20 protein-coding genes are annotated in these 20912 nt (G+C 69.7%); 9 read left to right on the top strand and 11 right to left on the bottom strand.

Going from position 1 to position 20912, the window contains the following annotated elements:
- Positions 1 to 98 precede the first annotated feature (98 nt).
- The 6 genes from FIF60_RS06710 to FIF60_RS06685 are packed head-to-tail and all read left to right on the top strand — an operon-like array spanning position 99 to position 6181.
- A complete protein-coding gene (locus FIF60_RS06710; RefSeq protein WP_144185133.1) occupies positions 99 to 1082 on the top strand; it encodes a glycosyltransferase in 984 nt (327 codons plus the stop codon).
- Positions 1079 to 1840 carry a glycosyltransferase family 32 protein gene (locus FIF60_RS06705; protein ID WP_144185131.1) on the top strand — a complete coding sequence of 254 codons (762 nt, stop codon included), beginning with the start codon at positions 1079 to 1081 and terminating at the stop codon, positions 1838 to 1840. The genes FIF60_RS06710 and FIF60_RS06705 overlap by 4 nt, the downstream gene beginning before the upstream one ends.
- Positions 1837 to 2703: a glycosyltransferase gene (locus tag FIF60_RS06700; protein WP_144185129.1), complete on the top strand. Its 867-nt coding sequence runs from the start codon at positions 1837 to 1839 to the stop codon at positions 2701 to 2703. Before FIF60_RS06705 ends, FIF60_RS06700 begins: the two co-directional genes overlap by 4 nt.
- Positions 2696 to 3763 carry a polysaccharide pyruvyl transferase family protein gene (locus tag FIF60_RS06695; protein ID WP_144185127.1) on the top strand — a complete coding sequence of 356 codons (1068 nt, stop codon included), beginning with the start codon at positions 2696 to 2698 and terminating at the stop codon, positions 3761 to 3763. The genes FIF60_RS06700 and FIF60_RS06695 overlap by 8 nt, the downstream gene beginning before the upstream one ends.
- Complete coding sequence (locus tag FIF60_RS06690) at positions 3763 to 4692, top strand: polysaccharide pyruvyl transferase family protein (protein WP_144185125.1); 930 nt, start codon at positions 3763 to 3765, stop codon at positions 4690 to 4692. The genes FIF60_RS06695 and FIF60_RS06690 overlap by 1 nt, the downstream gene beginning before the upstream one ends.
- 25 nt (positions 4693 to 4717) lie before the next feature.
- On the top strand, positions 4718 to 6181 hold the full coding sequence (locus FIF60_RS06685) for an oligosaccharide flippase family protein (RefSeq protein ID WP_144185123.1): 1464 nt from the start codon (positions 4718 to 4720) through the stop codon (positions 6179 to 6181).
- A gap of 3 nt (positions 6182 to 6184) precedes the next feature.
- On the opposite strand, the gene FIF60_RS06680 is transcribed toward FIF60_RS06685, so the two are convergent.
- From FIF60_RS06680 to FIF60_RS06655, 6 genes are read right to left on the bottom strand one after another with little or no spacing between them, the layout of a single operon-like run.
- Positions 6185 to 7108, bottom strand: a complete 924-nt coding sequence (locus tag FIF60_RS06680; protein WP_144185121.1) for a glycosyltransferase family 2 protein — start codon at positions 7106 to 7108, stop codon at positions 6185 to 6187.
- Positions 7108 to 8049, bottom strand: coding sequence for a glycosyltransferase family 2 protein (locus FIF60_RS06675; RefSeq protein WP_144185119.1), 942 nt, complete (start codon positions 8047 to 8049; stop codon positions 7108 to 7110). The genes FIF60_RS06680 and FIF60_RS06675 overlap by 1 nt, the downstream gene beginning before the upstream one ends.
- 9 nt (positions 8050 to 8058) lie before the next feature.
- On the bottom strand, positions 8059 to 8349 hold the full coding sequence (locus FIF60_RS06670; protein ID WP_144185117.1) for a hypothetical protein: 291 nt from the start codon (positions 8347 to 8349) through the stop codon (positions 8059 to 8061).
- 43 nt (positions 8350 to 8392) lie between these two features.
- Entirely contained in the window at positions 8393 to 9802 is a 1410-nt protein-coding gene (locus FIF60_RS06665; RefSeq protein WP_144185115.1) for an HlyD family type I secretion periplasmic adaptor subunit, read from the bottom strand.
- Positions 9799 to 11547: a type I secretion system permease/ATPase gene (locus tag FIF60_RS06660; protein ID WP_144185113.1), complete on the bottom strand. Its 1749-nt coding sequence runs from the start codon at positions 11545 to 11547 to the stop codon at positions 9799 to 9801. Before FIF60_RS06660 ends, FIF60_RS06665 begins: the two co-directional genes overlap by 4 nt.
- Before the next feature lie 10 nt (positions 11548 to 11557).
- A complete protein-coding gene (locus FIF60_RS06655) occupies positions 11558 to 12016 on the bottom strand; it encodes a hypothetical protein (protein WP_144185111.1) in 459 nt (152 codons plus the stop codon).
- Positions 12017 to 12298: 282 nt separating this feature from the next.
- Between FIF60_RS06655 and FIF60_RS06650 the strand changes: the two genes are divergently transcribed.
- The 3 genes from FIF60_RS06650 to FIF60_RS22030 all read left to right on the top strand — a co-directional run bounded on the left by FIF60_RS06650 (position 12299) and on the right by FIF60_RS22030 (position 15168).
- Positions 12299 to 13573 carry an outer membrane beta-barrel protein gene (locus tag FIF60_RS06650; RefSeq protein ID WP_158639097.1) on the top strand — a complete coding sequence of 425 codons (1275 nt, stop codon included), beginning with the start codon at positions 12299 to 12301 and terminating at the stop codon, positions 13571 to 13573.
- 4 nt (positions 13574 to 13577) lie between these two features.
- Positions 13578 to 14348, top strand: a complete 771-nt coding sequence (locus FIF60_RS06645; RefSeq protein ID WP_204251126.1) for a WecB/TagA/CpsF family glycosyltransferase — start codon at positions 13578 to 13580, stop codon at positions 14346 to 14348.
- 169 nt (positions 14349 to 14517) lie between these two features.
- Positions 14518 to 15168, top strand: coding sequence for a PEP-CTERM sorting domain-containing protein (locus FIF60_RS22030; RefSeq protein WP_144185107.1), 651 nt, complete (start codon positions 14518 to 14520; stop codon positions 15166 to 15168).
- A gap of 57 nt (positions 15169 to 15225) precedes the next feature.
- Here FIF60_RS22030 and FIF60_RS06635 read toward each other — a convergent pair whose 3' ends face one another.
- From FIF60_RS06635 to FIF60_RS06615, 5 genes are all read right to left on the bottom strand, one after another.
- Positions 15226 to 16254 carry a glycosyltransferase family 2 protein gene (locus tag FIF60_RS06635; protein ID WP_144185105.1) on the bottom strand — a complete coding sequence of 343 codons (1029 nt, stop codon included), beginning with the start codon at positions 16252 to 16254 and terminating at the stop codon, positions 15226 to 15228.
- Positions 16254 to 17246 carry a glycosyltransferase family 2 protein gene (locus FIF60_RS06630; protein ID WP_144185167.1) on the bottom strand — a complete coding sequence of 331 codons (993 nt, stop codon included), beginning with the start codon at positions 17244 to 17246 and terminating at the stop codon, positions 16254 to 16256. Before FIF60_RS06630 ends, FIF60_RS06635 begins: the two co-directional genes overlap by 1 nt.
- A gap of 73 nt (positions 17247 to 17319) precedes the next feature.
- Entirely contained in the window at positions 17320 to 18933 is a 1614-nt protein-coding gene (locus FIF60_RS06625) for an undecaprenyl-phosphate glucose phosphotransferase (protein WP_158639096.1), read from the bottom strand.
- A 491-nt stretch (positions 18934 to 19424) separates the two neighbouring features.
- Positions 19425 to 19895, bottom strand: coding sequence for a GtrA family protein (locus tag FIF60_RS06620; protein WP_144185101.1), 471 nt, complete (start codon positions 19893 to 19895; stop codon positions 19425 to 19427).
- 95 nt (positions 19896 to 19990) lie between these two features.
- Positions 19991 to 20851: a metallophosphoesterase family protein gene (locus FIF60_RS06615; RefSeq protein WP_158639095.1), complete on the bottom strand. Its 861-nt coding sequence runs from the start codon at positions 20849 to 20851 to the stop codon at positions 19991 to 19993.
- Positions 20852 to 20912 lie beyond the last annotated feature (61 nt).

Below are 20912 nucleotides of genomic sequence, written 5' to 3'. Positions count from 1 at the left end.
CCGCCTCCAGCTTCCAGGCCGGCTTGTCCGATCCGTGACCCTGGCGGTGCAGCTCTCTCGCCCATGCCGCCCCCGGGGCGGCGCCGACCGGAAGGCTGATGACACTGGACGACACGCCGAGCGCCGCCCAAAGCGACGAAGGAGCCGCCGTTACCGTGGCGGTGTGCACGCGCGCGCGCCTGCACTACGTCGCCCGCTGCCTCGGCGCGCTTAAGACCCTCTCCGACGGCACTCCGCCCTGGCGCCTTCTCGTCGTCGACAACGACGTCTCCGGCGCCTCGGCCGAGCGGCTGCATGCTCTGATCGCCCCGTTTCCGGGCGCCCGCTACGTCGCCTGCGCGCGCGAGGGCATCTCCTACGCCCGCAACGTCGCGCTTGCCGAGACGTCCACCGAGTGGCTCGCCTTCCTCGACGACGACGCCGTGCCGGAGGCGGGCTGGCTGATCGGCCTTGCCGCCGCGATCGCCGATGCCCCTTCCGGCACCGCCGTGATCGCCGGGCGGATCGACCCGGACTACGAGGTGCCGCTTCCCGCCTGGTGGCCGCCCGCGCTGATGGGGATGCTGTCTGTCCAGCCGGTCGCCGGCCGGGGCAGGGTGGGGCATGACCCGCTTCCCGGCCGTGTCTGGCCGATCGCTGCCAACCTCGCCTTCGCCGTCGCCCCGCTTCGCGCGGCCGGCGGCTTCCCCGACTGGCCCTCGCGGACGGGCTCGACGCTTCTCTCCGGCGAGGAGGCCTATGCGGCGCGGCGCGTCGAGGCGTCCGGCCACGGCATCTGGTACGACGACCGCATGCGCGCCCTGCACACCATCCAGGCCCCGCGCCTCTCCCCCCGCTGGCTGCTGCGCCGCATGGCCGGGCAGGGGGCGACCGAGGCGATGCTCGGCCAGGCCTTCGAGGGGCGCGGTAAGGTGCTGCGCGAAAGCCTCGGCCATCTCTGGAAGGTTCTCACCCATGCGCCGCTTGCGCTGATGAGCCCGGATTCGCCCCGCTTCATCGGCCGGCGCTGCGGGCTCGCCTATTCGCTGGGCTTCCTGCGCGGCCTTCCCGCCGCGCTGTCGGGAGTGGCATCGCGCGCATGATCCCCGCCGTGCTCCACTACATCTGGGTCGGCCCCCGGCGCATGCCGCCGATGCTGATCGACGCGCTCGCCTCCTGGCGCGCGGCCATGCCCGAGTTCCGCATCGCCTGCTGGAACGAGGACACGATCGACTTCTCCGAGCCCTTCCTGCGCCGCGCCTATGCGCTTCGCCGCTGGTCAACCGTCGCCGATTTCGTGCGGCTCGACGTGCTCGCCCGCGAGGGCGGCTTCTATCTCGATACCGATGTTTTCGCCGTGCGCAGCTTCGAGCCATTGCGCCGGCATGGCTGCGTCGTCGGCTTCCAGTCTCGCGAGCCGGTCGTGCCGTCGGGCGACTGGGTGTGCAACGCGGTCATCGGCGCCGCACCCGGCCACCCGCTTCTCGTCGAGGCGCGCGCATCCCTTCTCGCGCGCTTCCGCGGCACGGAGAACATCGGCTCCGAGACAGGACCGTCGCTTCTGACGTCGCTCCTCCGCCAGCGCGGGCTCTCCTCCTACGCCGACGAGCCGCAGGAGGTGGGCGACGTGACGGTGGTGCCGACCGACTACTTCTATCCCTATCGCTGGGACGAGGAGTACGACCCCTCCTGCATCACGCCGCGCACCTACGCCGTCCATCGCTGGGCGGAGAGCTGGACGGGCGCGGTGCGCAGCCCGCCGCTCTGGTGGAAGGTGCTGCGCCGCGTCGTGCGCTTCAGCCCCGATCCGTTCTTCTCGATGCAGCGGAAGCTCGTCGAAAGGCAGCGCGAGCCGGCATGAGCGCAATCATCCCAAAGATCATCCACTACGTCTGGTGCGGGCCGCGGCCCATGCCGAAGGCGCATCGCGCCTTCGTCGAAGGCTGGAAGCGGATGCTGCCAGGCTGGACGTTCATGGAGTGGAACGACGCGACGATCGACTTCTCCTCCAACTGGCTCTGCTCGGCCTATGTGGCGCGGAAGTTCAACGTCGTCTCCGACTTCGTGCGCATGCAGGTCCTGCTTCGCCATGGCGGTGTCTATCTCGACACCGACGTGGAGTTGCTCAAGCCGCTCGACCCGCTCCTGACCGAGCCCGCCTTCCTCGGCATCCAGACGACCGGGCCGAGCCTCGACTGGCTGAACGGCACGGTGATCGGCGCCCCACCCGGCCACAGGCTGATCGAGCGCGTGCTCGACTATCTTGAGCACGCGATGGTCCCCACCTGGAATTACGACGCCTTCACTGGGCCGGGCCTGCTGACCCAGACGGTGCTGCGCGAGCGGCTCGCACCCGAGCCGATGCGCGACGTGCTGCAGCGCCACCCCGAGCTCACCCTTTTTCCCACCCGCTGGTTCTATCCCTACCCGTGGGATGGCACCTATGACCCCTCCTGCGTCACGCCCGATACGGTCGCGGTGCATCACTGGGAGGCCTCCTGGTCGGGGAAGGGGCCGAAGACATTGACCTCGGCCGATCTCTGGCGGCTCCGCTACGCGAACCGCCTGCCGCGCCTCGGCATGGCGCTGCAGCGACGCGCGTTCATCCGCGCGCGAGGCCGCTCTCGCCATCGAGGGCAAGGTGTGATGCGGAGGCGTGTCGAGCCGGGCAAACGCGATTTCACGACAGCAAAGCGGGCAGGGAGGCGGGCAGTCGATGGCTGACCGCGGCAACGCTACGGCGGCAGCGCCGACCCAGGACGGCAACACCGCCGTCGGGGCGGCCGGGGACCATGCCGTGCTTCGCGCCCGGATGGGCGAACTGTCTAGTGCGCTCGATGCCATCCTGCCCGCGCTCGGTCCTGCGCGCGACATCGTCTATCTCGACATTCCGGACCACGAGAACGTGGGTGACCGGCTGATCCACGCTGGCGCAGAGCGGTTCTTCCGCCGCAACGGCGTGAAGGTGCGCTACCGCTGCACCGTCGATTCCTACCGCGAGGACGAGCTTCGCGCGGCGCTTCGGCCGGACACGGTCATCGCCCTCCACGGCGGCGGCAATTTCGGGACGATCTGGCCGCGCTACCAGCGCTTCCGGGAAGCCATCCTCCGCACCTTTCCCGACAGGCGCATCGTCGTCCTGCCCCAGAGCATCCAGTTCGACGACGATGCCTCGCTTGCCAAAAGTTCGGCGATATTCCGCGCGCACCGTGACGTCACGCTGTGCGTTCGCGATCAGCCGAGTGAGGCGGTGGCGCGCGCCCATTTCACCGACAAGGTCATGCTGGTCCCTGACATGGCGCATGCGCTGTGGGGGCACCTCAAGGCCTCGTGCCAGGCCACGCGCACCAAGCCCGTGCACCTCATGCGTCGTGACAAGGAATCGACGTTGGACGGTGCCACCACGATCGGCACCGATTGGCTCACCTTCCTCGACGATACCGACCGGCGCCGGCGCCACTTCCTCAAGCACCAGGAATGGCGTCTCGAGCGGTGGCGTCGGCGGCTGCCTTTCCTGCCTATTCCGGGGCCCTGGGTTGCCATCGCGCTCGACGGGCATCTGCTCGTCAGGAAGGGGGTGCGCCTGTTCTCCCCGCACCACGAGATCCACACCGATCGCCTCCACGCCATCCTGCTCGCGTGCCTGCTGGAGCGGCGTGTGTCCTACATCGACAACAGCTACGGCAAGCTGTCGCGGTATGTCGAAGCGTGGCTGCCCAACGTGCCGACGATTCGCCGGGTGGAACCTACGCTGATCGCGCCCGCCGCGGGGACGCCCGGCTGATGCAGATCGCGATCCTCGACCCGAGCCTCGCGACCGACAACCTCGGCGATGAGGTGATCTACCAGGCCGTCGAATCCCTGTTGTTCGACCTGTTTCCGAACGCGTGGTTTCACCGCATTGCCACGCATGAGCCGATGAGCAACCGAAGCCACAAGGTGCTCCGGGCTGCCGAGCGGATCTTCGTCGCGGGCTCCAACCTGCTGCCTCCCGATGGCGGGCAGTGGCGCATCACGCTGTCGGATTCGATGTTCGTCGAGGGGCTCGTCGTGATCGGCGCTGGCTGGCAGCACGACGCGACGAAGCTGACGCGAGAGGCGAGCAAGATCCTCAGGCGCTCGCTCCACGCCTCGGCCCTGCACGCGGTGCGCGACGCTCCGGCGGCCGAGAACCTCAAGGCGCTCGGCCTCCGCGCCGTCAACGCCACCTGCCCGACGCTCTGGCGGCTCGACGCGGCGGCGACCGCCCGCATCCCCGAGGCGAAGGCGCAGGATGCCGTCGTTGCCGTTACCGCCTACCGCAACCAGCCGGAGGCCGATGCCGCCTTCCTGAAGCTGGTGACGGATCGTTACCGGACGGTGTGGTTCTATCCGCAGATGGGCGACGACATCCCCCACCTCGAGCGGCTTGGATTCGGCCATCTCAAGCGCATCCGTGCGAGCACGGAGGCCTATTCGCGCTTCCTTGCCGAGAACGACGTCGACTACATCGGCTCCCGCCTGCATGGCGGCATCCGGGCGCTGCAGATGGGCAAGCGGTTGCTGATCCTCGAGGTCGACAACCGCGCCCGCGACATTGCCGCCCATACCGGCCTGCCGAGCGCGAGGCTCACCGACCTCGCCGCCATCTCCGACTGGATCGAGCGGCCCGCGCCGACGCGGCTGCACCTGCCGGAAGCAGAGATTGCTGCCTGGAAGGCGCAGTTCGCCTGATGCCGCCTCGCACGCGACGCCCGACGTGAGCCTCGCCCGGAAGGCGATGGAGAGCGCGCTGCTCTCCATCGGCGCGGCGTTCGGCGACCGCGTGATCGGCTTCATCGTCTTCGCGATCGTCGTCCGCTTCGTCGACCCGCGGGATGTCGGGCTCGTCGCGCTGTCTGCACAATTCGTCGATCTCGCCAACGCCGTCTCGACTTCGGGCCTCGGCGAGCGGGTGATGCAGCGGCGCGCCATCGACGCGCGGATCACCGCCACGCTGTTCTGGACGCATGCGCTGATCTCGGTGCCCGTGGTGCTGATCCTTGCCGGCATCGGCCCGCTCCTCGCCTGGTCGCTCGAGGAGCCGCTTCTCCAGCCGCTGATGCTCCTGCTCTCGGCGAGCCTCGTGCTGAACGTGTTCGTCGTCATTCCCGCGGGGCTGCTTGCGCGCGACCTGCGCTACCGGCCAATCACGCTGCTTTCGGTCCTCTCGACGCTGTTCGGCGGCGCGGTGGCGATCGTTCTCGCCGTCTCCGGCCTCGGTGTCTGGGCGCTTGCGGCGCAGCGTGTCGCCGGCGTCGCCTTCTACGCCGCGGGCGTCACGGTGGTCACGCGCTACCGGCCGCTCTTCGCCTTCGACAGGCAGGAATTCATCGGCGCGGTGCGCTTCGCCCTACCGCTGATGGGCTCGCAGGCGGTGATCGCGCTTCCAGGCGTCGTCACCTCCACCGCGATCGGCCGCAATCTCGGCGTCGAGGTGGTCGGCCAGCTCCGGATCGCGCAAAGGCTTATCGAGCTTCTCTCCCAGCTCGTGATCTCGCCGGTGATGCGCGTGTTCATCCCCGTGTTCTCGAGCACGGCGCAGAACCGTGAGCGCTTCGGCGCCATCACCCGCCGCGTGATCGACGCGCTCGCCCTGCCCGTGCTGCCGATGTACGCGATCGCCGCCGTGGTGGCCGAGCCGCTGACGCGCATCGCCTTCGGCCCGGGCTGGGAGGTCTCTGCCTCGCTGTTCCGGGTGCTCGCCCTGCACGCGCCGTTGATCGTGCTGTCCACCGTCACCTGGCCCGCGCTCGTCGGCATCGGAAGGACGGCCTGGGTGTTCCGGCTCAAGGTGATCGAGGTCACGCTGTCGATCGCGGTCGCGCTCGTGTTCTCGCCCTTCGGCGTGCTCGTCTATGTCTGGGCGACGGTCGCGCGTGCGGTGCCGCAGCTTCTCGCCAATGCCTGGCTACTCGGACGCGCGGCGGAGGAATCGATGTGGCGCCCGGTTGCGCAGCTTCTCGTTCCGGCGCTCGCAGCGCTCGCCTGCTTCGCGGTCGGTCACCTGCTGGTCGAGCCCTTCCTGCCGCCGCTGCACCCTGTGCTGACCCTCGGCGTTCTCGGGGGCGCGGCCGGGCTCGTCGCGCTCGCCGTGCTCACGGCGCTCGCCTGGCACAGGCTGAAGGACCTCGTCCTGTTCGTCTGGAAGAACGTCTCCCCGGCCGGGAAGGTGCCGGAGTAGCGGTTAGCCCTGCGGCGGGGGAGGGAGCGGGCGATTCCATCCCGTGCCTGCGCGGTAGCTCCTGAGCTCGAGCGTGACGAGAGACACGACGTAGCGCAGCGCGCCCTTGATCTGGCGGCGGAAGCGCTGCGGGTAGTTGCGGTGCCTCCGCTCCGCCTCCCAGGCACGCAGCGACGCGAAGCGGAGCCGCGGCAGCTCGCGCAGCACGCAGAGCATGAAGTAGGCCCCGCCGGCGACGTCGTTCTCGCGGTTGATCTGCTCGATCAGCGCGGGCGTGGTCCGGCCATGGTCGTGATGCACCACGAGGTCGGGCTCGTGGCGGCCGGTGAAGCCCTCCATCGAGGCGCGCGCCACGAACTCGATGTCCTCGCAGCGGAACGGCGCACCGGCGCCGAGTGCCGGGTCGAACAGGCCGATGCGCTCGAACACGCTGCGGCGGACGATCAGGCTCGCGCCCTGGAACTTGCCCGGCCAGATGCCGCTGTGCGGCGGCTGCACGAAAGCTTCGGTCTCGGTCATCTCGCCGGTGCCGCGGCCGGCCGGGTCATGCGCGAGGATCCGCCCTCCGGCGTAGCCGATCGCCGGGTCGGCGAAGATGCGGCGGACGACCGTGAAGTAGTCTTGGTCGAGGTAGCAATCGTCGTCGAGGAAGCAGAACAGGGTGCCGGTCGCCGCCCGGGCGGCGGTGTTGCGTGCGCGCGACAGGCCAGGCGCCTCCTCCCGGAGCAGAACCGGGGCGAGCGGGCGGCCCGTGCCTTCCGCGAAGCGGGCGAGCACGGCCGGCGTGTCGTCGGTCGAGCCGTTGTCGACGATGACGAACTCGGCCCCCTCGCGGGCGAGCGTCTCGAGTGGCAGGCGGGCAAGCATGGTCTCGAGTGCGCGCGCGCGGTTGCGCGTGCAGACCAGCACCGAGATCCGCTCGCGCATCACCTTCCGGCCGCGGCGCCGAGCGCGCCGCGCACGTAGCCGGCGGCGAACAGCATCCAGCCGCGCCGGCGGATCGTCGCGGGGTTGTCCTGGTCGCGCAGGAAAAGCGGCAGGGAGCGGAGGGTCTTGGCGGCCATGCGGATGGCCTTGTGCCACATCGCGCCGCGCTGGCCGAGCCGTGCCGCGAGGATCGCCTCCGAGACGCCCTGCCAGTAGAGGCGCGAGAACAGCCACTCCCGCGTCAGGCGCTTGGCCTGGATCGAGTGCCGTACGACGATCGCCCCTGAATAGACGATGGCGTGGCCCGCGGCGGAGAGGCGGCGGATGACATAGGCCTCCTCGCCGGAGATCAGCCTGTCGCCGACGCGGCCGAGGTCGAGCGGGAAACCGCCGATGGCGGCGAGCGCATCGGCACGGAACGCCATGTTCGCGCCGTAGGGCTCCACCCCTTCGGGAAGCGTGCCATCCCCCACCACGCCTTCGCCCTCGTGCTCGATCACCGTGAGGGTACCCACGGCGTCGCGCGGCCACCAGTCGGGCAGCGGTGCTTCCCAGTGCGGGACGATGCGCCCGCCTATCCCTGCCGTGTTGGCCGGGGCGCGGGCGAGAGCGGCGAGAAGCGAGGACGCCCAGTCGGGTTCCGGAACCGCATCGTCGTCGAGATAGGCGACCCAGGGTGCGGCCGCGGCGGCGAGGCCCTCGTTGCGGGCAAGGCTGAGCCCTGGCTCGGCGCAGCGCACGAGCCGCGCGCCCGCCTGCCCGGCGAGCGCGGCGATCCTCGCCGCCCCCTCGGGGGGCGAGGCGCTGTCGACCACGATCGTCTCGAACGCCGCGCCCGTCAGGTCCTGCCGTGCGAGCCCAGCGAGGCAGGCCGCGAGATAGCCCGGCCTGTCATGGGTGCAGAGGATGACGGAGAGCGACGGCGCTTCCGGCGGCGCCATCGCGCGACGTCAGGAGAACTTGAAGGCGCTCGGCATGTCGGACGGCGCGGCGGGAGCCTCGGCCGGCGCGGCGCCCTGCTGCTTCGGAGCCGATTCCTTCATCTTGTCCTGGATCTGCCGCACGAGCGCGACCATCGCGTTGGTCGCACCGGGAAGCTGCGTCAGCGGCAGGACGATCTGGCCGCAGGGGCTCGGCTTGCCGTCGCCGCCGGCCTGGCCGAGCGTGATGCGCACCACGCCGTTGAGAACGTTCGCCTCGATGATGCCGTCGCAGAACAGCACGGGCACACGCTCGGTCATCTCTGGAACTCCTGTCGGATCGGGCTGATGTCTTCGGGCGCAATCACTGCTCGCGGAAGGCGCGGGCGAAGCTGTCGCGGAGCGGCTGGGTCAGGTACTGCCAGAATGTGCGCTCGCCGACCAGGATCATCACCTCGACGGGCATGCCGGGGGTCAGTTCCACCCCCTTGAGCCGGCTCAACTGGTCCTCGTCGATGATGACGTTGGCGCGGTAGTAGCTGGTCCTCGACCGCTCATCATACACGGCGTCGGCCGACACGAACGTGACCTTGCCGTGCAGGAACGGAACGAGCCTCTGCTTGAAGGCTGGAAGCCGCACCTCTGCCTGCAGGCCGGGGTGGACCACGTCGATGTCGGTTGGAGAGACCTGCACCTCGGCGACCAGCCTGTCCTCGACTGGAACGATGTCGAGCACCGGGTCGCCCGGGCGGACGACGCCGCCGATGGTGAAGAAGCGCAGGTTCAGCACCGTGCCGGTCGCGGGAGCGACGATGTCGCGGCGGGAGGCGACGTCGCGCGCCTGGCGCAGCCGCTCGTCGACCTCGGCGAGACGGTCGCGGACGTCGCGCTGCTCCTTCGAGTACTCGGAGCGGCGCATGTCGTCCTGCGCCTTCATCTGCGCCTCTGTCTCTGCGATCGAGGCCTCGTTGCGCTGGATCTGGCCGATGATGTCGTCGCGGTTGCCCACCAGGCTCGCCTCTGCCCGCTGCAGCGCGAGAAGGCGCGGGCGGCGCTCGAGGCCGAGGCGGAGAAGCTCGGCCACGCCCCGCATCTCCTCGCGGATCAGTTCCATCTGGCGCTCCTGCGAGACGAGCTGCGAGCGGGCGCTTTCCGTCGAGGCGCGGAGCTGGTCGACCCGCGCGGCGAGCACCTGCTGGTTGCTCTCGAAGGCGGTGCGGCGGGCGATGAAGAGCGCGGTTTGCCCGGCGATGGCGTCGGCCACGCGCGGGTCGTTCCGCCGGGCGACCAGCTCCTCCGGCCAGTCGATCGCCGGCGCGCTGGCGAGCTCCGCCGACAGGCGCGCGTCCTGGGCGAGGAGGAAGAGCTTCTGCGCGTCGAGCGCCTGGAACTGGGCGCCGGCGGCAACATCGTCGAGGCGCAGCAGAATGTCGCCCGCCTGCACGCGGTCGCCGTCGCGCACGAGGATCTCGCGGACGATGCCGCCCTCGAGGTGCTGCACGGTGCGACGATTGCCCTCGACCTTGATGACGCCAGGGCCGGCCGCGGCCTCCGACAGGGGTGCGAGCACGGCCCAGGCGCCGAAGCCGCCGGCGAACAGGATCAGGGCGGCGAGGCCAAAGATCATCGCGAAGCGCGTGGGCGGCCGCTTCGGCGCGATCGGGCCCGCGCTCGGCATCGCCAGCGCTGCGCCGAAGCCGGCCGGGGCGAGGGCGCGCTGCCCCGCCGGCACCAGGCTGCCGCGCGAACCCGTGTCCTGCACCTCGCCGCTCATGGCGCGGTCCTCCGGTCATCAAGCCTTGGCGGACCGCCCGCGGCGGTGACCTCCGTCGGCCTTGCGGGCTGGAGCAGGCGCTTGAGCACCTCCTGCCTCGGCCCGAACATCTCCACCATCCCGTCGCGCAGCACCACCACCTTGTCCACGCCCTGGACGAGGGCGGGGCGGTGGGAGACGAGCACGACCGTGGTGCCGGCGGCCTTGATCTGCTCGAGAGCGCGAAGCAGCGCCTGCTCGCCGTCGCCGTCGAGGTTGGAGTTCGGCTCGTCGAGAACGACGAGCTTGGGCCGGCCGTAGAGGGCGCGGGCGAGCCCGATCATCTGCCTCTGCCCGCCGGAGACGAAGGTGCCGCTCTCGCCGATCTCGGTCTCGTAGCCCTTCGGGAGCTTGAGGATCATCTCGTGGCAGCCGGCAAGCCTGGCGGCGGCGAACACGCTCTCGGCGTCGGGCGTACCCATGCGCGCGATGTTCTCGACTACCGTTCCGTCGAACAGCTCGACATCCTGCGGCAGGTAGCCGACATGGCGGCCGAAATCCTCGCGCAGCCACTGGAACACGTTGGCGCCGTCGAGCCGCACCGTGCCAGCGTTCGGCTCGAGCACGCCGATGACGAGGCGGATCAGCGTCGTCTTTCCCGCAGCCGAGGGGCCGATGATCGCGCAGCTCTCGCCCGGTTCGAGGTTGAAGCCAACGCCCTTGATGATCGGCACGTTCGTGCCGGGGAAGGCGTAGGTCACGCGGTCGAGCGTCAGCCTTCCGGTGGGCTCGGGGAGCGGCATGCCACCCGGGCGGATGCGCGGCACGGTGAGGTGGGCGGACAGCCGGCGATAGGACTGGCGCGCGGCGACGAGCTGCTTCCACGCGCCGATCATCTGCTCCACCGGCGCGAGAGCGCGGCCCATGATGATCGAGCCCGCGATCATCGCGCCCGCCGTCATCGCGTTCTCGAGCACGAGGAGCGCGCCTGCGCCGAGCACGCCGATCTGCACCGTGAGGCGGAAGAACTTCGTCATTCCCATGATGACGCCGGCACGATCCGCCGCCGTCTGCTGCGCGGGAAGCATCCGCGCCACGCCCTCGTGCCAGCGTTTCAGCACGTTGGGCAGCATGCCCATGCTGTCGATCACCTCGGCGTTGCGCACCACGCTCTCGCTCCGGCGCTGGTTCGCCATCGCCGCGACGTTGGCGCGCTTGAGAAGCGAGGAGGTGGTCCACTCGTTGACGAGGGTGAGCAGGAACAGCACGACCGCGCCCGCCGTCGCGATCCAGCCGAGCGCGGGGTGGAGGATGAAGATGAAGCCCAGATAGATCGGCACCCAGGGAACGTCGTAGAGCGCCGTCATGCCCGGGCTCTGGACGAAGCCGCGGCAGACGGCAAGGTCGCGCATGGCCTCCATGCGGTAGGGGCGGTTGCGGAGCTGCGCCTCGATGGCGCGCGAGAAGGCTTCCGGCGCGACGGTCTGCTCGATCCAGGTGGCGCAGCGGCCGAGCAGCTGGCCGCGGGCGAACTCCAGCAGCGCCATTAGAAGCGTCGCGCCGATCGCGATCACGGTCAGGAACAGGAGCGTGTCGGTCGAGCGCGTGGCGAGCACCCGGTCGAACACCTGCATCATGTAGATGCTGGTCGTCAGCATCAGCAGGTTCACGAACAGCGAGAACACGCCGACCACGGCGAATTGCGAGCGGCACGCGCGCACCGCCTGCTGCAGGAGGTTCGGCGGCTGGGCGTCGAGCGTTGCCATGGAAGCTGTCTCAGCCCCCCGCGCCGATTGCCGCGGCGACCCGCGCGACCATCTCGGAGAGGATGCCGCCCTGGCCCATTGCCCAGAGCGATGCCGCGCCGACGAGAAGCACCCCGACGGCGGAGGCGGCGACCATGCGCAGGAAGCCAGGCGGGCGGGGCAGGGACCCGAGATGGTCGCGCACCGCCGCGTGGCGGATCTCCTCGATCTGGTTGTGGAAGAAGCGGTAGGTGAAGTTGGTCAGGTCCGCTGTCGCCTCGCGGCGGAACCGCATCACGGGGTCCTCCTCGGCCTGCGCGGCGGCGGCGACGGGCCCGCGGGCCTCCCGGTCGCGCACGTAGAGGGCGTAGGCCAGAAGGTCTGGCACGAGATCGTCTGCGCGGCCGGAGAGGAAGGCCCTGACCGGCAGGGCCGGAGCAGTCGCCGCCTCGGCCGCCGGGGCCCGGTCGTTCACGTCATGGACCTGCATCAGGCTCCTCGTCATCCTCGCGCCGCGCCTCCACGGTCCGACCCCGGCATGGCGTGTTCCCCCGGGTATCCCGCCTTCGACGGTATGCCGGGCTGCCGTTTCAGAACCGTGTCCTCGCGCACACGTCCGTGAGGCAATCATACCTGAGCGGGCCCATGCATAGGAACCCTGCGGCGCTGCAACACGGAACCGCGCTGTAGCCGGATGGCGGGGGATCGTGCTACGCGGAGCAGAGGTCTGGATTCGCAGGACAAAGGCGCTGGCGGAGAGGGTGTGCAGAGGATGAACGCTGGCGCGCGGCGCCTTGTCCCCGCGGTGCTTCTGCTGCTTGCCGGAACCGTCGAGGCCTTCGCTCAGGGCCGGCCGGAGGACGAGCAGCGCGGCGTCACCGTGCTCAACCGCGAACGGCCGGAGTACGATCCGCTCGGCATCCGCGTCGGCGCCTTCACCATCCGGGGCACCGCCCAGCTCGACCAAGCCTACAACGACAACGTCTTCTACAGCTCGACCAACAAACAGAGCGACAGCGTCTCGCTCATGACGGCGCGCGGAAGCATCGCGAGCAACTGGTCCCGCCACGGCATCGGCGGCTACGCCTCCGTCCAGCGGCTTCAGTACTGGCAGCTGACCGACCAGTCCTACACCAACTACGAAGCCGGGCTGAACGGACGCTACGACCTCACGCCCGACACGGAACTGACCGGCGAGGCGAGCTCGGCCGTCTACCACGTGCTGCGGACCGACCCCGACTCCCAGCCTTCCGACGAACCCATCGAGTACAGCGTCCAGTCCTTCGGGGCCGGCGTGGCACAGTCGCTGAGCCGATACAGGCTCGGATTGCGCGGCTTCTACCGGGTCTACGATTACGACGCCTATTCGTTTGACGGCGTGCAGGTGCGCGGCAGCGGCCAGTTCAACGACTACGAGATCTACGGCGCGACCGCGACGGTCGGCTACGCGCTCGGCCCGTTCCGGACGGTGTTCGCGGGCCTCCGCGTGTTCCGCCTCCGCTACACCGACGTGCCGACCGGCTTCCTCGACCTCTCCTCGAACGCCGTCTACGGCTTCGTCGGCTTCAACTACGATTTCGACGGCGTGTGGCGCTACGAGTTCGACGTCGGCTACATCAACCAGGTCTATGACGAGGACAGCATCCAGAGCCTCAGCGGCCCCTCGGGAAGCCTGCGCGTGACCTGGGCGCCGACGTCGCTGCTTGCCATCCGCGCCAACCTCGCCCGCTCAATCCGCCAGCAGCTCGTCCAGACCGGCACCGCGGCGGATTTCGAGAACGGCTTCTTCTCGAACGAGTTCGGCGTCAACGCGACCTACGAGCTCTACCGGAACGTGCTCGTGAATGCCGGGATATCGGGCCGCTACGACGAGTATCGCGGCACGCGCGGCTCCTCCTGGTACCTCGCTCCCACGGTCGGCGTGAACGTCCTGCTCGACCGGAACTTCCGCGTCGGCGCCTACTACCTGCGCCAGGACACGCTGAACGAGAATGGCGGCGACCCCTCCCGCAACGTCATCGCCTTCCGCCTGACGGCGGAACTCTGAGCCGGTGGCCGGGTTCGTCCTCGCGCCGGCAGCAGGCGCGGTGGAGCTGCTCGGCCGCCGTTTCGCCGCGCTCGACCTCGCCGGTGTTCTTGCCGCGCTCGCCGCCCGCCCATCCGATGCGCCCTTCGCCTATGTGGTGACACCGAACGCGGACCATCTCGTCCGGCTCGCCCGAACGCCCGGCCCCGCGCCGCTCTACGACGCAGCGGGGCTCACGCTGCTCGACAGCCGGGTGGTGGCGCGGCTTGCCGGCCGCCTCGGGCTCGCCGTGCCGCCGGTCGTGACGGGGAGCGATCTGACAGCGGCGATCCTCACCGAGGTGCTTCGGCCAGGCGACAGGGTTGCCGTCATCGGCGGGAGCGAGGCGGCGATCCGCCCGCTTTTCGCCAGCCACGGCATCGTGGACCTGATCCACCACGACCCGCCGATGGGCTTCGACAGGGACGAGGCCGCCTTCGCCCGCGCGGCGGACGCCGTGCGTGTGGCGGGGGCGCGCTTCACCTTCATCGCCGTGGGCAGCCCGCGGCAGGAGAAGCTCGCCCATGCCGTTCTCGAGGCAGGCGGGGCGACCGGGGTCGGCCTCTGCATCGGAGCTTCGCTCGATTTCCTCACCGGTGCGCAGGCCCGCGCTCCGCTCTGGATGCAGAAGGCCGGGCTCGAATGGTTCCACCGGCTCGCCACCAATCCGGGGCGGCTCGCGAGGCGCTACCTCGTCGACGACCTGCCGATCGTGAGGATGCTGCTTGCCGAGGCGCGAGCGCGACGGCGAGGCTAGCGGCCCTGAATGGTCATGAATCCGTGGCATGCGATTGTCGGGGATTTTGACATGTCGCAAGCCTGTGCCAGATAAAGCTTTTCCAATCAATGGCTTAGATAATGGCATATAAATTGCTCCAACCTTTGTAGGCAGCCTGTGCCCTGCCTAGCAAGATCGGAGATCCCCAATGAAGTCCCTCCTCGCAGCCTCAGCCAGCACCGTTGCGGTGCTCGCATTTGCCGCCGGTGCTTCTGCGGCGCCGCTTCCGCCCGCCAGCATCGTCGGCCAGGACATCTTCGCGACCGGCGACCCGGTGGTGGCGGCGTTCCTGTTCGCCGATGCGGCGGATGACAGTGACCTCGACGTGACCATCAACCTCGGTGGCGCGTCGTTCCTGTTCTCCAACTCGAACTCCGTCACCGCGAACGCGACCGCGATCGGCGGTACGGTGAGCATCACCCCCGTCATCCCGGGCGACCTGCTCACCTTCACCCTGAATGACCTGACGGTACCGGCAACGTTCTCGACCGGCGTAGGCTCAACCAACGTCGCCTACATGACGACGAGCGACGTGGCCGTCATCGAGGCCGCGCTCGGCGTGAACCTGAACGCCGATGCCGAGGCTGCGCTTGCCGCCCTCGCCCTGATCGGCAACGTCACCGTGATCGCGTTCGAGGACCGCGTCCTTCCTCCAGGAGGCAACGCGGACGGAGATTTCAACGACCTGATCTTCGCCTTCGCCCAGACAACGTCTACCGGCGTGCCGGAGCCCGCGACGCTCGCGCTTCTCGGCGCCGGGCTGCTCGGCCTCGGGCTGGCCCGTCGCCGCCGCGCCTGATCGCGCAGGAACAGGCCTTACGTCACGGCGGCGCCTGCAGGCGCCGCCGTTTTCGTCTCAGGAGGCCGCCCGCCGCGCCTTCGCACCAGGCATGGCGGAGAGCACCTCGCGCCCGAGCCGGTCGAGCGCAGAGCCGCGATGGGCGGCATCGTTGCGCGCGAGATACGCCCGCCCGTCCGCGCCGAGCCTGTAGCGGGCCACGGAAGCGGGGTCGCTGCGGAAGCGGCGCAGCATGGCGGTCGATTGCGGCAGGGCGCGGACCGTCTGCATTCCCGCGCCGTTCAGCGTTCCCTTCACCAGGTAGGCGAGCCAGCGCACCGCACGCCGGGGAAGGGAGGTGCCGATCTTGCCCTCTATGTAGAGGCGGTTGCGCACATGGTAGAACCAGCGCGTTCCGCCCCAGTCGAACCGCCGCTCCGGGCTCACCTTGTGCAGGATCTCGAGATCGCCCCGGTACAGCACCGTCATTCCCGCGGCGATGAAGCGGAGGGAGAGGTCGAACTCCTCCCAGGTGAAGTGGAGCGTATCGTCGTAGCCGCCCGCAGCCTCGAAGGCGGCGCGGCGGATCGCGTGTCCCGCGCCGACGAAGGTGCAGACCTCGAAGGTCTCGCCCGCGCGGGGAAGCAGGGACGAGGGGTAGCCCCAACTCGAGAGGTCGTCCTGCCGGTCGCCGTAGCGGAGGATGCGGAACGCGATGGCGGCAATCGACGGCTCGGCATCAAGCGCGGCAACCGCCTTCGCCACCGTGTCGGGTGCGCCGAACTCGGCGTCATTGTCGAGCGCGATGATGACGCGCCCGCGCCCCGGAGCGATCACGCGGTTCCGCCCGCCTGCCACGCCGCGATTGTCGGGGAAGGCGAGAAGCGTCAGCCCCTCGCGGCCGGCGCAGAACGCCTCGAGGCGGGCGAGGTTCTCGGGCCGCGAGCCCTGGTCCGCCACCCAGACATGGCGCGTGATGCCGGACTGGCCGAGCGCGCTCTCGATGGCGGCGAGCGTGTCGTCGATCCGGTCGAGCGAGAGGATGACGATGTCGGCATCCACGTCCGGCCCGCTCGCCGGCGCCGGCGCGGGCTCCGCCGCACCCATCAGCGACCCGCGTCCCGCCTCGCCGCTCCAGGGGCCGGCACGGCCAGGTAGGCGACGCGCTTGGCCTCCTTCCGCCCGCGCGTGACCGTGTCGAGGATCAGCCCGCAGGCGAAGGACAGGAAGGACAGGAGAACGAGCCCGGTGGAGAGGATCGCCGTCGGCAGGCGGGGCACCAGGCCAGTGCGGATGTACTCGAGAAGCACCGGGATGAAGATCGCGATGGCGGCAAGCAGCAGCACCCCGCCGGCGAGCGAGAAGAACTGGAGCGGGCGCTCCTCCTTCACCAGGACGAGGATGGTCCGCAGGATCCGGAACCCGTCCGAGTAGGTCCGCAGCTTGGAGGTCGAGCCGGCGGGCCGGTCCTTGTAGGACGTGCGGACCTCGCCCACGGGCATCTTCAGCTCGAGCGCATGGACGGTGAACTCCGTCTCCGTCTCGAAGCCGGCGGCGAGCGCGGGGAAGCTCTTCACGAAGCGGCGCGAGAACACCCTGTATCCCGAGAGCATGTCGGAGACCCGGTTGCCGAAGATCCAGGCGACGATACCGGTCAGCATCGCGTTGCCGAAGCGGTGGCCGCGGCGATAGGCGGCCTCGATCTCGGTCACCCGCGCGCCATTGACCATGTCGAGCTGGTTCTCGACGAGAAGCTGCACCATCGCCGGCGCGGCCGCCGCCTCGTAGGTGTCGTCCCCGTCGACCAGGACGTAGATGTCGGCGTCGATGTCGGCGAACATCCGCCGCACCACGTTGCCCTTGCCTTGGAGCATCTCGGTGCGGACGATCGCGCCGGCGGCGCGCGCGGCGGCCACCGTGCCGTCGCGGCTGTTGTTGTCGTAGACGTAGATGGTCGCGTCAGGCAGCGCGGCGCGGAAATCCGCCACCACCTTCGGGATCGCGACCTCCTCGTTGTAGCAGGGGATGAGCACAGCCACCGACGGGCGCTGGCCGTCGGAGGCGGCGGTCACGTCGCGTTGTCCGCTCTGCTCGAGCATCATGCCTCGTTCAAGATGCGCCACAGGCCGCCCCGGCGCCCGGTGCGATGCCGTCGCTGGAGGGGGCCCGCGCTCAGTACGCGTTCTTCATGCGCAGCACCATCAGGAGCGTGCGCACCAGGATCGCCGCATCGAGCCAGACCGACCAGTTCTCGACATATTCCAGGTCGCTCTCGACGCGGCGGATGATCTTCTCCTCGGTGTCGGTCTCGCCGCGCCAGCCGCGCACCTGGGCGAGCCCGGTCATGCCGGGTTTCACGCGGTGGCGTGCGGCGTAGCGCGCGACGACCTCCTCGAAGGGGCGGCCGGCGGCCCGCGTCTGGGGCGCGTGCGGGCGTGGGCCGACGACGGACATGTCGCCCCTGAGGACGTTGAAGAGCTGCGGAAGCTCGTCGAGCGACAGGCGCCGGAGGACGCGGCCGACTCGCGTGATGCGCGGGTCGTCGCGCTTTGCCTGCTCGGAAATCCGCCGCTCGGACATGTGCGCGTACATGGTGCGGAACTTCAGCACCTCGAAGGGGCGGTTGTTGAAGCCGATGCGCGGCTGGCGGAACAGGATCGGCCCGGGGCTGTCGAGCCGTACGGCAAGCGCGATCAGCAGCATCGGGATGCCGAGCACGAGCAGCGCCGTGCCGGCGATGGCGAGGTCCTCCGCCCGCTTGATCAGGTAGCCCCAGCCGCTGATCGGCCTGTCGAGCAGGTGCAGGAGCGGCACGCCCCCGACATCCGACAGGACGCGGCCCGGGAAGTGGTAGGTGATCAGGTCAGGCGCGAGCCGCACATGCACCGGGTATTCGGCGAGCTGGCGGAGCAGCTGCAGCATCCGCTCCTCTGCCGACCAGGGCAGGGCCACGATCACCTTGTCGACCATCCCGGCGCGGACCATCGAGAACACCTCGTCGATCGGCCCGAAATAGGGGATCGCGCCCATCTCGACGCCGATCCGCGTCACCCGGTCATCGACGAAGCCGAGCAGCTTCAGCGAGCGGTCATTGCGCAGACGCAGGAACTGGACGAGCCGTGCGCCATGCGGCCCGCCGCCGACGATGACGGTGCGCAGCGCATAGCGGCCCTGGCGGTCCGACTTCAGAACCGCTGCGAGCGAGACCCGCGCCGAGACGAGGCCGACGAACGACAGCCCTGCCCAGGCAATCGCCCAGCGCGCATCGACCTGGTGGGAAAGACCGAACACGGTCTCGACGAAGGCGACGATGCCGGCCGCGCCCGCCCCGCCCGAGACGATGGCATGCACCTGGCGCGAAGCCGAGAACATGGTCCTATGCGTATACGCGCCGAGCCAGATCAGCAGGCCGATGCCGAGGCTGGTGGTGACGAGGATGGTCTCGTCGCGGAGCACGCCGCCAGCGCCGGTCAGCGCCGAGGCGAGGAGCGCGCAGACGACGACGATGACGGTATCGGCCGCGGCGACGGCGGTGGCGACGATGCCATGCGGAACCGGAGCGGGCGGAAGCGCGAAGGCGCCGTCGTCCTGCTGGCGATGGCCTGCCGTTTCGCCCGAGCGGGCCGGGATGTCGAGCGTACCGTCGGTGATCGCATCGCCCGTGAGGACGCCGGAGGCCTGCGCGCCGACGGCGCGCGGCGTGGCGGGCTGCTCTTCAGCCGCGGAACCCCGTTGCCCGGGGACGGAACCGGCGGTCGCTGTCGCTTCTTCGGTGCTCTTCAGCATCCGGTGCAGGGTCCCAGGAAGCGCATGACGCTTCGTATCCATCTGGATATGGCAAAGTCAAGGCGGTCACGGTCAGCAGGTCGGATTTTCATGCTGCAGCGCGGCAACCAAGTCACGGCTTCGCCACGATTTTGACATATCAGGTCTTCGGCAAGTAGAAGACATGTAGAAGCCGCAATCTTTTGGTCGCGCCCTTGCGTGCATGGCGGGCCTCGCCTGAACGTGTCGGGGATGTGGTCATCGCCCATCTCGCGCATCGCTCCGGGCCGTCTGATCTCGGAACGCCTAACGCATCTGCCCCGCCCGACGTTTCCTGACCGGCGTCAGCCTCCACTTGCGAGCATTGGATAGTCTGGCGAGACACCGCACGGAGGGTGGCGACACATCGCGCGATCGCGACGTGCCCTGCATACGGTCGCAACTACTGAGAGAGTAAATCTGCGTATTCCGCTACCATCATACCGCGTAGCGACGCAGTTGCTTGCGCGCGATCAGATTTTGTTCCCTGCCGACGGCCGGAAGACGATCAGCCGCGCCGTGAGAAAATTCACGCCCATTCCGGCGATCGAGCCTGCCGCGACAGCGATCACCGGATGGGCCGCAGCGAGCGGCAGGAAGGCGATCAGCGCGGCATAGGTGCCCCGGTTGAGGACGAACCCGACCAGCTGCACCGCGAGGAACAGGGCCCATTGCCTGGCCGGCCGCTCGCGCGCCGCGTCGGCGAAGGTCCAGATCCGGTTGAGCGCCCAGGTCGTCGTCGCCGCCACCACGTAGGCGGCAGCCCCTGCGGTGTAGAGATCGGCCCCGGCCAGATAGTGCAGCCCGTAGACGGTCGCGGTGTCGACGATGAAGCCGATCACGCCGACCACGCCGAAGCGAAGCGCCTGGCCGATCAGCGCGGCGAGGTCGGTCCTTCTCGGCGCGCCGTGTTCTGGCGCGGCATCCGTCTCCGGTCGCGGCATCGTCTCCTCGTTGCGGTAGGTGCGGCGGGCGAAACCGCGCGGCTTTTCCCACGCTGGGGCGGCGCGGGCAACGCGTCGCCGCAGGGCTGCGGCGATCAGTCCGCCGCGGTCTCGCGAGCGCGCGGGGCGGGGTAGATCTCGTCGACGATCGGGTCGAGGACGATGGGCTCTGCGAAGGGCACGGGCAGTGCCTCGGTCTCCACCGTGTCTGCGCAGAACCGGTGGCGGAGGATGCCGAGGCAGCGCTCGCCGCCATGCGTGTCGGGCATCAGGGCCGGGCCGACGACGAAGCTGGTCGCCGGGCACCAGGCATGCATCACGGGCCCTTTCCGCACCAGTCTCTGCACATGCAGGTGCCCGCTCGCGATCAGCCGCAGATGCGGGCTTTCGAGAAGGGGCGCGAGCACGCCGCGCTCCTCCGGCGGCACCGTCCAGTATCCCGCGTCGCCCTCCTCCGCGTGATGCAGGAAGGGCGGCTTGTGCAGGAACAGGGCAAGCCGCCTGTCGCCGAGCGTCAGGGCGGCTTCGGCGAGCATCTGCGCCTGAGCTTCCTCCGCCGCCGTCGCCGTGCCGAGCACCTGGGTGTTGATGCCGATCAGCCTCCAGCCAGGCGGGTCCTCGACCCAGGAGGCAGGGCCGAGTGCCGCGGCGTGCGCGGCGATCGTCTCGTCCGTCGTCGGCTGGTGCGGGGTGATGAAGGCACGGTCGCCGACATCATGGTTGCCCGGGACGCAACGCAGCCTCGGCCCCTCCGGCCCGATGCCCGCGCGGAGCGCGGCGGCGGCGAAGCGGAGATCGGCTGCATGGTCGGGCCCGTCGAGCGCGGCATCGCCCGTGTGCACGATCAGTTCGCTCGCCTGCTGCGCGACCACGCGCGCCGCCGCCGCCCAGTTCGCGTTGAAGCGCGGAAGGCGCTGCGAGAGATGCGTGTCGGAGATCTGCAATACGGTGAACACGGGCGGGCCACTCCTGACCGACGCAACGTTACCTATACCCGATCGGTTGCCCCGCTGCCTC

Source organism: Elioraea rosea (assembly GCF_007644105.1).
In the GTDB taxonomy this organism is placed as follows: Bacteria; Pseudomonadota; Alphaproteobacteria; order Acetobacterales; family Acetobacteraceae; genus Elioraea_A; species Elioraea_A rosea.
This window is presented reverse-complemented; position numbering and strand designations above follow the sequence as displayed.

What these genes read in the sequence shown, in the direction of transcription:
- FIF60_RS06710 (WP_144185133.1), top strand. Translation starts at nt 99, where the DNA reads ATGACACTGGACGACACGCCGAGCGCCGCCCAAAGCGACGAAGGAGCC.
- FIF60_RS06705 (WP_144185131.1), top strand. Translation starts at nt 1,079, where the DNA reads ATGATCCCCGCCGTGCTCCACTACATCTGGGTCGGCCCCCGGCGCATG.
- FIF60_RS06700 (WP_144185129.1), top strand. Translation starts at nt 1,837, where the DNA reads ATGAGCGCAATCATCCCAAAGATCATCCACTACGTCTGGTGCGGGCCG.
- FIF60_RS06695 (WP_144185127.1), top strand. Translation starts at nt 2,696, where the DNA reads ATGGCTGACCGCGGCAACGCTACGGCGGCAGCGCCGACCCAGGACGGC.
- FIF60_RS06690 (WP_144185125.1), top strand. Translation starts at nt 3,763, where the DNA reads ATGCAGATCGCGATCCTCGACCCGAGCCTCGCGACCGACAACCTCGGC.
- FIF60_RS06680 (WP_144185121.1), bottom strand. Translation starts at nt 7,108, where the DNA reads ATGCGCGAGCGGATCTCGGTGCTGGTCTGCACGCGCAACCGCGCGCGC.
- FIF60_RS06675 (WP_144185119.1), bottom strand. Translation starts at nt 8,049, where the DNA reads ATGGCGCCGCCGGAAGCGCCGTCGCTCTCCGTCATCCTCTGCACCCAT.
- FIF60_RS06670 (WP_144185117.1), bottom strand. Translation starts at nt 8,349, where the DNA reads ATGACCGAGCGTGTGCCCGTGCTGTTCTGCGACGGCATCATCGAGGCG.
- FIF60_RS06665 (WP_144185115.1), bottom strand. Translation starts at nt 9,802, where the DNA reads ATGAGCGGCGAGGTGCAGGACACGGGTTCGCGCGGCAGCCTGGTGCCG.
- FIF60_RS06660 (WP_144185113.1), bottom strand. Translation starts at nt 11,547, where the DNA reads ATGGCAACGCTCGACGCCCAGCCGCCGAACCTCCTGCAGCAGGCGGTG.
- FIF60_RS06655 (WP_144185111.1), bottom strand. Translation starts at nt 12,016, where the DNA reads ATGCAGGTCCATGACGTGAACGACCGGGCCCCGGCGGCCGAGGCGGCG.
- FIF60_RS06650 (WP_158639097.1), top strand. Translation starts at nt 12,299, where the DNA reads ATGAACGCTGGCGCGCGGCGCCTTGTCCCCGCGGTGCTTCTGCTGCTT.
- FIF60_RS22030 (WP_144185107.1), top strand. Translation starts at nt 14,518, where the DNA reads ATGAAGTCCCTCCTCGCAGCCTCAGCCAGCACCGTTGCGGTGCTCGCA.
- FIF60_RS06635 (WP_144185105.1), bottom strand. Translation starts at nt 16,254, where the DNA reads ATGGGTGCGGCGGAGCCCGCGCCGGCGCCGGCGAGCGGGCCGGACGTG.
- FIF60_RS06630 (WP_144185167.1), bottom strand. Translation starts at nt 17,246, where the DNA reads ATGCTCGAGCAGAGCGGACAACGCGACGTGACCGCCGCCTCCGACGGC.
- FIF60_RS06625 (WP_158639096.1), bottom strand. Translation starts at nt 18,933, where the DNA reads ATGCTGAAGAGCACCGAAGAAGCGACAGCGACCGCCGGTTCCGTCCCC.
- FIF60_RS06620 (WP_144185101.1), bottom strand. Translation starts at nt 19,895, where the DNA reads ATGCCGCGACCGGAGACGGATGCCGCGCCAGAACACGGCGCGCCGAGA.